The sequence below is a fragment of the Mesorhizobium sp. genome, from assembly GCF_005063415.1.
GTDB lineage: Bacteria > Pseudomonadota > Alphaproteobacteria > Rhizobiales > Rhizobiaceae > Mesorhizobium.
The window spans coordinates 4924-12837 of record NZ_SUEG01000146.1 but is presented as its reverse complement, the minus strand read 5'-3'; the positions used below and the strand labels follow the sequence as shown (position 1 = coordinate 12837).

Sequence of the window (7914 nt, the reverse complement as noted above, 5' to 3'; positions counted from 1 at the left end):
CGGCGTCATCACCCTGGTCGACGCCGTCAACGGCAATGCGACGCTCGATGCCCATGTCGAGGCGATGAAGCAGGTGGCCGTCGCCGATCGCATCGTGCTCAGCAAGGCCGACCTGGCCACGGATGCAGGCGATGCGGAGGCGTTGCGAGCGCGGCTCAGGCAGCTCAACCCGGGCGCCGTGGTGCTCGACGCGAGCCAGGCAAGCGCGGCGACCCTGTTCGATAGCGGCCTCTACAATCCGGCCACCAAATCCGTCGATGTGCAGCGTTGGCTCGGCGAAGAAGCCGGCCACCATGACCACAGCGGGCATGACCACAGCGGGCATGACGGTGGCGATCACCATCACCATGCTCATGGTCATGGCCATAGGCACGATTCCCGCGTGCGTTCGTATTCGCTGGTTCATGACGGGCCGGTGCCGTTTTCGGCAATCGAGATGTTCCTCGATCTGCTGCGCTCGGCGCATGGCGAGCGCCTTTTGCGGATGAAAGGCGTCATCGAGCTTGCAGAAGATCCGTCGCGGCCGCTGGTTATCCATGGCGTGCAGAAGATCCTGCATCCGCCGGTGCAACTGCCGGCCTGGCCGGACGGCCAGCGCGGCACCAGACTGGTGCTGATCACGCTCGACATGCCGGAAGACTATGTCCGCCGGCTGTTCGCCGCATTCACCAACCGGCCGTCGATCGACACGCCGGACCGTGCAGCACTGGAAAGCAATCCGCTGGCTATTGCCGGGCGTGGGTGAAGCTGCCGATCTCCCCCCTCGAGGGGGAGATGGCCGGCAGGCCAGAGGGGGTCCCCCTCGAGGGGGGAGATTACCTCCGCTCAGCCGCGCTCGACCAAGAAGCGGTGGCCGCCTGCCGCCGCATTCGTCTCGATCAGCCGATGGCCGCTCTCGGCGCAGAAGGCGGGAATGTCGATGACTGCGAGCGGATCGGTGGTTTCGAGCCACAGCCGGCTGCCTGGCTGCATTGCGGCCAGGCGCTTTTTTGCCTTGAGCACGGGCAACGGGCAGTTCAAGCCTTTGAGGTCGTAGACGGCGGCGGGGCTGGTTGAGGGCCTGTCTTCTTGGCCCCCATCTTCTTGTTCAAGCATGAAACTCAGCCGCCAAACATGCCGAGCAGCTTTTTCTTCAACCTTGTCGCCGTGCTTTCGGCGTCCGCAGCCTGCGTTTCGACTGCCGGGGCGGCCTCGGATGGCGCTACGGTGGCGGTGGCGACAGGCATCTCGGCGGCGGTCTTGGCAGCTTCCTTTTCGGCCAGCGCCTGGGCTTTGGCAGCTTCCTTCTCGGCCAGGGCCTGTGCCTTGGCTGCCTCTTTCGCGGCCTTCGCCGCTTCTATGGCGGCTAGCCTTTGTTCCTCGGCCTTCTGCTTGGCGGCCTTTTCGGCGTCGAGCGCCGCCATCTTGCGGCCGGCCGGCGAATCGATGCGGCCCATGCGCGCCGTTTCGGCCACGGTGCCGTCCGCGTTGAGCGAGGGCGGCTCGATCGGCACGCGTTCGCCGCGCGCACGCCGTTTCGACCAGTCGGAAACGATGCTGGCTTCCTTGATCCCGGCGATGGTCGGCTTGGGCGCCGGCACGCTGGCCTTGACGGCGCCGTTGAAGGCCGCCTCATAGGTGCTTTGATAGGCGTTGATGGCGCTCTTCAGCGAATCGGGCTGGGTGGTCGCAGGGCAAGGGCCGGTCGGATTGAAGGCCGAGCCGTCGGCCGCAACCTGGTTGAAGACGTAGCGTTTCTCGCAGACGTCGACTTTCGGCGGCACCTTGGTGACTTCGAAATTGTCGTAGCCGACCTTCAGCATCTTCCAGAATTCGTAGTTTGGGTCGTTGCGGTAGCGCGCCATGTTGGCGGCGGTCATGCGGAACGGAAAAGCCTGGATCTGGAACTCGGTCTGGCCGCCCTGGAAGGCGTCGCGGCCGAAGGCATAGATCTGCTCGATCTGCGCGTCGGTCATCGAATAGCAGCCAGACGACGAGCAGGCGCCATGGACCATCAGGTTGGAACCGGTGCGGCCATTGGCGCGGTCATAGGCGTTCGGGTAGCCGATGTTGAAGGACAGGTGGTAATTCGACCGCGGGTTCATCTGTGCCGGGCGGACCGTGTAAAAGCCTTCCGGCGCCTGGCGGTCGCCTTCGGTGAACTTCGGCCCGAGCTTGCCCGACCATTTGCAGATGTCGTAGCTGGCGACCAGGTCATAGCGGCCGTTAGTCTTGGCCTTCCAGATTTCGAGCTTGCCTTCTTCCTTGAAGATGCGGGCCATCACCGAAGAGGTGCGGACCATGCCCTTGGCCTTCATTTCGGTCAGGATCTTGTCCGGCAGCGGCTTGTTGGCTTGCGGCGCAAAATCCTTCATCGAAGCATCATTGCAGCCGGCGACGCCGATCGCAGCGATCAGAACTCCGGTGCGGGCAAGCTTGGCTAACATGGATATCGCTATCGTCTTCATCTCTGCGCCGCGGATGCCGCGGCTGCTAAACTGACCACTGACGGACCCTAAGCCCGTTAACCTTGAAAATTCCTTACCGCAAGCATGGAGCGTCCCCTTACGGCAAGCTCACTGAGCCGAATGCAGCGGCATTTTTGTGGCGAAATTGCTCCACGCCGTCACATTTCAGGCCGCGTGCCTGCGTTGATTACAGATTGCGGCCCATCGCCAGGTATTTCTCGCGACGATGCTCGCGGAAGTCGGTGTTGGCGCCGGAAAATTCCTTCATCGTCCTGGCGATGAGGTCGCCGGTGGCGGCGATAACCGTCTCGGGGCCGCGATGGGCGCCGCCGAGCGGCTCGGCAACGATGGCGTCGATGATCTTCAGCTCCAGCAGGTCCTGCGCCGTGATCTTCATATTGGTCGCAGCATCCCTGGACCGCGTGGTATCGCGCCACAGGATCGAGGCGGCACCCTCCGGCGAGATCACCGAATAGATGGCGTGTTCGAGCATGTAGACGCGGTTGGCGGTGGCGATCGCTATGGCGCCGCCCGAGCCGCCTTCGCCGATCACCACCGAGATCGACGGCACCTTCAGGCCAAGGCAGGCTGAAGTCGAGCGGGCGATGGCTTCCGCCTGGCCGCGCTCTTCGGCGTTGACGCCGGGATAGGCGCCGGCCGTGTCGACCAGCGTCAGCAGCGGTATCTGGAAGCGGTCGGCGAGTTCCATCAGTCGCACCGCCTTGCGGTAGCCCTCCGGCCGCACCGAGCCGAAATTATGCTTCAGCCGGCTTGCCGTGTCGGAACCCTTCTCCTGGCCGATGATCGCCACCGGCTCGCCACGGAAGCGGGCGAAGCCGCCGACGATCGCCTGGTCCTCGCCGAAATTGCGGTCGCCGGCGAGCGGCGTGAAATCGGTAAGCAGGCCCTTGATGTAGTCGATGCAATGCGGCCTGTCCGGATGGCGCGCCACCTGCACCTTCTGCCACGGCGTCAGCGCCTTGTAGGCATCACGCAGCGCATCGCGCGAGCGCTTCTCGAGACGGGCGATCTCATCGCCGACATCGACCGCCTCGCCGTTCTCGGCAAGCTTCTTCAGCTCGAGGATCTTGCCTTCGAGATCCTGCACAGGCTTTTCGAAATCGAGGTAATTGTACATTCTTGGGCGGACCGGCAAGTCGGAAGGCAATGACTGACGCAAGCCTGAAAATGCAGGCTGGGCGCGGTGGAACGTCGTTCTCACATAGCGACATGGCGCCTAGTCGGCAAGCGGATGATGATCGTTGACCAGACGCACCAGCCGCTCTTCCAGCACATGCGTGTAGATCTGCGTCGTTGAAATATCGGCATGGCCGAGCAGCTGCTGCACGGCCCTGAGATCGGCGCCGTTCTGCAGGAGATGGCTGGCGAAAGCATGGCGCAGCACATGCGGCGATATCTTCGCCGCGGCAATGCCGGCTCGCGCGGCAAGCCCTTTCAGCTCGCGGGCAAAGACCTGTCTCGAGAGATAGCCGCTGTCGGAGGCAGCCGGAAACAGGAACGGGCTGTCGGCAAAAGCCGGCACCGCCGCCCGTGCGGCAAGCCAGGCCCGCATCGCCGTGCGGGCCTTGGCCGACAGCGGCACCATGCGCTCCTTGTTGCCCTTGCCGCGCACCATAAAGAAGCGGTCGTCGCGCTGCGCCACCGTCACGGGAAGGCCGACCAGCTCCGAAACGCGCAGGCCGGTGGCGTAGAGCACCTCGACCAGTGCGTGCAGGCGCAGCGCCGCCAGCCTGTCGCCGTCGTTGAGCGAGGGGTCGATCGCCTCCTGCGCGGCGCGGTCGAGCAGCCGGCCGGTATCGGCCTCGCTCATCGTCTTAGGCAGCGGCCGGCCTTTCCTCGGACTGTCCAGCGTGCCGGTCGGATTGTCACCGCGCAGACCCTCGGCGTAGAGGAACTTGAAGAACTGCCGAATCGCCGACAATTTGCGCGCCTGCGAGGTGGCGGCAAAGCCGCGCGCGGCGATGTCGTCGAGATAGGCGCGGATGTCGGCGCTGGTTGCAGCGGCAAGCCCACCGCCGATCCCGGCGGAAGCGTCCTCGAGGTCGCGGCGATAGGAGGAAAGCGTGTTTTCGGCAGCGCCGCGCTCGGCGCTCATCATCTCCAGGAAGGCTTCGATGCGGGCGGCGCTGTTCATTTTTTGGGATTGAGCTTTTCCGGAGGGATACGCACGCTCATTTCCGCCTTTCTCGGCTCGACGAACATGACCAAGGCGAACATCGCGCCATAGACAATGCCGGCCAGAATCGCGAGCGTCACGACAAAGCGAAACAGTGTTGGCATTAATTTTCGCCCGTCGTCTTATTCTGCATTTCCAACCCTGTGCCCTTATGAGGCGCCAATCCGGCCAATTCAAGGGTGAAGCCCATAACAGGTCCCGGTTGCGTCGCGCTTGACGCAAACAGGCTTTTGATGTCGATACGCCGGCAAAGAGGCCCTAGAAATATGAACGCGCTACCAGCAAATCCTCCGGGCGAGAGCCATGCCGCGCTGCTCGGCCGGCTGGGCGACCGTTCCATCGTCTTTGTCGGGCTGATGGGCGCCGGCAAGACGGCGATCGGCCGCAAGGTGGCGGCGATGCTGGCACTGCCCTTCATCGATAGCGACCAGGAGATCGAAACCGTTTCGCGCATGAGCGTCCCGGACCTGTTCGAGCGCTATGGCGAGGCGGAGTTCCGGGCACTGGAACAGCGCGTCATCCTGCGTGTGCTGGAACACGGGCCGCAGGTGCTGTCGACCGGCGGCGGCGCCTTCATGAACGCGCAGACGCGCGAGGCGATCGCCAGCCACGGCGTTTCGGTCTGGCTGAAGGCCGAGATCGAACTGTTGATGGAGCGCGTTTCCAAGAAGCAGAACCGGCCGCTGCTGAAAAGCGCCGATCCCCGCGCCGTGCTGGAACGGCTGATGGCGGAACGCTACCCGGTTTATGCTGCGGCCGACGTCATCGTGCCGACCCGCGACGACCGCAAGGAGATCATTGCCGCCGAAGTGGTAGACGCGCTGCGCGGCCACCTTGGCGTTGCCGACATTGACGAGGTGCGGTCGTGAGCGCTGATGCAACGGTCTCTGTCGAAGTCGGGCTTGGCGAGCGTGCCTACGACATCTTGATCGGCCCCGGCCTGCTGTCACGCGCCGGCGCCGAGATTTCGCGCCGTCTGCCGGGCACAAGGGCGGCGGTCGTCACCGACGAAAACGTCGCGGCCGCGCATCTCGCGACGCTTGCGGCCGGCCTGGCAAGCGGAGGCATCCAACATGCCGTCATCACGCTGCCGCCAGGCGAAAAGACCAAGAGCTTTGCGCATCTCGAAGAGGTGGTCGACGGCGTGCTGGCCGCCAAGCTGGAGCGCGGCGACGTCGTCATCGCGCTCGGCGGCGGCGTCGTCGGCGACCTCGCCGGCTTTGCCGCCGGCATCGCGCGGCGCGGCATGAACTTCGTGCAGGTTCCGACCTCGCTGCTGGCGCAGGTCGATTCCTCCGTCGGCGGCAAGACCGGCATCAACAGCAAGCGCGGCAAGAACCTGGTCGGGGTGTTCCACCAGCCCAGGCTGGTGCTTGCCGACACCGAAGTGCTCGACACGCTGCCGATCCGCGACTTTCGCGCCGGCTACGCCGAACTGGCCAAATACGGGCTGATCGACCGGCCGCAGTTCTTCGCCTGGCTGGAGGAAAACTGGCCTCGCGTGTTTGCCGGCGGGCCGGAGCGGGGAGAGGCCATCGCCGAGGCCTGTCGTGCCAAGGCCGACGTCGTTGCCCGCGACGAGTTCGAGACCGGCGACCGCGCCCTGCTCAATCTCGGCCACACCTTCGGTCACGCGCTGGAGGCGGCGACCGGCTATGACGGCGCAAGGCTCGTGCATGGCGAAGGCGTTGCCATCGGCATGGCGCTGGCGCACCGCTTTTCGTCAAGGCTCAATTTGGCGAGCCCCGACGATGCGGCGCGTGTCGAGGCGCATCTTCGCGCCGTCGGCCTGCCCTGGCGCATGGCCGACATTCCAGGCGAACTGCCCGATGCCGAGACGCTGGTCTCCTTCATCACCCAGGACAAGAAGGTGTCGCGCGGCGCGCTGACCTTCATCCTGACGCGCGGCGTCGGCCAGGCCTTCATCGCCAGGGATGTGCCGGCCTCGGAAGTGCTGGCGTTCCTCAGGGAGAACCATCCGGGATGAGCCAGGCCGGCTGGATCGCGGCTGTAGTGCTCGCCGGCCTCGGTCTGCTGGGCTTCGTCTTGCGCCGGCGCCTGCTCGCCGCCTTCGGCTACGAGCTGCAGCGCATCGAGCCGCAGCGCTCGGCGCATGAGGAACTGCGCGGCGCCGTCGACGATTTCCGCCGCGACGGCCAGGTGGTGCGCGAGGACCGCGCCCGCATCGGCGGCCTGTTCGACCTCGAGGAGCTCGAAGTCTCCGACGTCATGGTCCACCGCACCAATATGCGCTCGGTCAACGCCGACGACCCGCCCGAAGCGGTGGTTCGCGAGATCCTGCAGAGCCCGCACACCCGCATGCCGTTGTGGAAGGGCTCGCTCGACAACATTGTCGGCGTGCTGCACGCGAAGGATCTGCTGCGCGCGCTGAACGAGGTCGGCAATGATTTTTCGCGGATCGACGTCATGAAGATCGCGTCGAAACCGTGGTTCGTGCCTGACACCACGACGCTGCAGGAGCAGCTCAACGCCTTCCTGCGCCGCAAGGCGCATTTCGCCATCGTCGTCGATGAATATGGCGAGGTCGAGGGACTGGTGACGCTGGAGGACATCATCGAGGAGATCGTCGGCGAGATCGCCGACGAGCACGACATCGACATCCAGGGCGTCAAGCAGGAGGCAGACGGCTCCGTCGTCGTCGACGGCACGGTGTCGATCCGCGACCTGAACCGGGCGCTCGACTGGAACCTGCCTGACGAGGAAGCCACCACCATTGCCGGCCTTGTCATCCACGAGGCGCAGTCGATCCCGGACGAAAAGCAGGCCTTTACGTTTCACGGCAAGCGCTTCGTCGTCATGAAACGCGACAAGAACCGGATCGCACGGCTGAGGATCAAGCCGGCGATGCTTGGCGAATGACAGTGCGCACCTTATGGCAGCCGCGGGCAGTCAGGAGTTTATGACAATCGATCGGCGAAGCCTGCTTTTGGCGTCGATGGCGGCGCTGCTGCCGGGGCAGGCCGCGGCGGCGTTGCGGCCACGTTCGCCGTCGCCCGAAACCTTCGATTATGGGCCGGCCAAGCTCGACATCTATTCTCGCGATGGCGCAAGCGGCCTGCCGGTCGTCTTCTTCGTCCATGGCGGCGCCTGGCGGGTCGGCAACCGCAACAATGTCAACTCCAAGCCTGGTTTCCTGCTCGACAATGGCTTCTGCTTCGTCTCGATCGACTACCGGATGCTGCCTGAAGCCGACGTCGCCACCCAGGCGGCTGATGTCGAACTGGCGTATCGCTACGTCCGCGCCAACAT

10 protein-coding genes are annotated in these 7914 nt (G+C 64.8%); 5 read left to right on the top strand and 5 right to left on the bottom strand.

The window, feature by feature from the left end; translation table 11 throughout:
• Positions 1-745: GTP-binding protein (locus E5W70_RS26425; RefSeq protein WP_292664008.1), on the top strand; the 745-nt coding region annotated here is incomplete at its 5' end.
• An 80-nt stretch (positions 746-825) separates the two neighbouring features.
• On the opposite strand, the gene E5W70_RS26420 is transcribed toward E5W70_RS26425, so the two are convergent.
• From E5W70_RS26420 to E5W70_RS26400, 5 genes are all read right to left on the bottom strand, one after another.
• The gene (locus tag E5W70_RS26420) at positions 826-1095 is read right to left on the bottom strand and encodes a sulfurtransferase TusA family protein (RefSeq protein ID WP_292664006.1); all 270 of its coding nucleotides are present in this window, start codon (positions 1093-1095) and stop codon (positions 826-828) included.
• A gap of 5 nt (positions 1096-1100) precedes the next feature.
• The gene (locus E5W70_RS26415) at positions 1101-2426 is read right to left on the bottom strand and encodes a murein L,D-transpeptidase family protein (protein ID WP_292664004.1); all 1326 of its coding nucleotides are present in this window, start codon (positions 2424-2426) and stop codon (positions 1101-1103) included.
• A gap of 208 nt (positions 2427-2634) precedes the next feature.
• Positions 2635-3585, bottom strand: coding sequence for an acetyl-CoA carboxylase carboxyltransferase subunit alpha (locus E5W70_RS26410; RefSeq protein ID WP_292664002.1), 951 nt, complete (start codon positions 3583-3585; stop codon positions 2635-2637).
• 99 nt (positions 3586-3684) lie between these two features.
• Positions 3685-4602 (bottom strand): site-specific tyrosine recombinase XerD, encoded by a 918-nt coding sequence (locus tag E5W70_RS26405; RefSeq protein ID WP_292664000.1) that lies wholly within the window; start codon positions 4600-4602, stop codon positions 3685-3687.
• Positions 4599-4748: a hypothetical protein gene (locus E5W70_RS26400; RefSeq protein ID WP_023677884.1), complete on the bottom strand. Its 150-nt coding sequence runs from the start codon at positions 4746-4748 to the stop codon at positions 4599-4601. The genes E5W70_RS26405 and E5W70_RS26400 overlap by 4 nt, the downstream gene beginning before the upstream one ends.
• Positions 4749-4910: 162 nt before the next feature.
• On the opposite strand from E5W70_RS26400, the gene E5W70_RS26395 reads away from it, so the two are divergent.
• The 4 genes from E5W70_RS26395 to E5W70_RS26380 all read left to right on the top strand — a co-directional run.
• Complete coding sequence (locus E5W70_RS26395) at positions 4911-5513, top strand: shikimate kinase (RefSeq protein ID WP_292663998.1); 603 nt, start codon at positions 4911-4913, stop codon at positions 5511-5513.
• A complete protein-coding gene (aroB, locus tag E5W70_RS26390) occupies positions 5510-6631 on the top strand; it encodes a 3-dehydroquinate synthase (protein ID WP_292663996.1) in 1122 nt (373 codons plus the stop codon). The genes E5W70_RS26395 and aroB overlap by 4 nt, the downstream gene beginning before the upstream one ends.
• Entirely contained in the window at positions 6628-7524 is an 897-nt protein-coding gene (locus E5W70_RS26385; protein ID WP_292663994.1) for an HlyC/CorC family transporter, read from the top strand. Before aroB ends, E5W70_RS26385 begins: the two co-directional genes overlap by 4 nt.
• Positions 7525-7564: 40 nt before the next feature.
• Positions 7565-7914, top strand: a 350-nt coding sequence (locus tag E5W70_RS26380; protein WP_292663992.1) for an alpha/beta hydrolase, incomplete at its 3' end; no start/stop codon positions are given.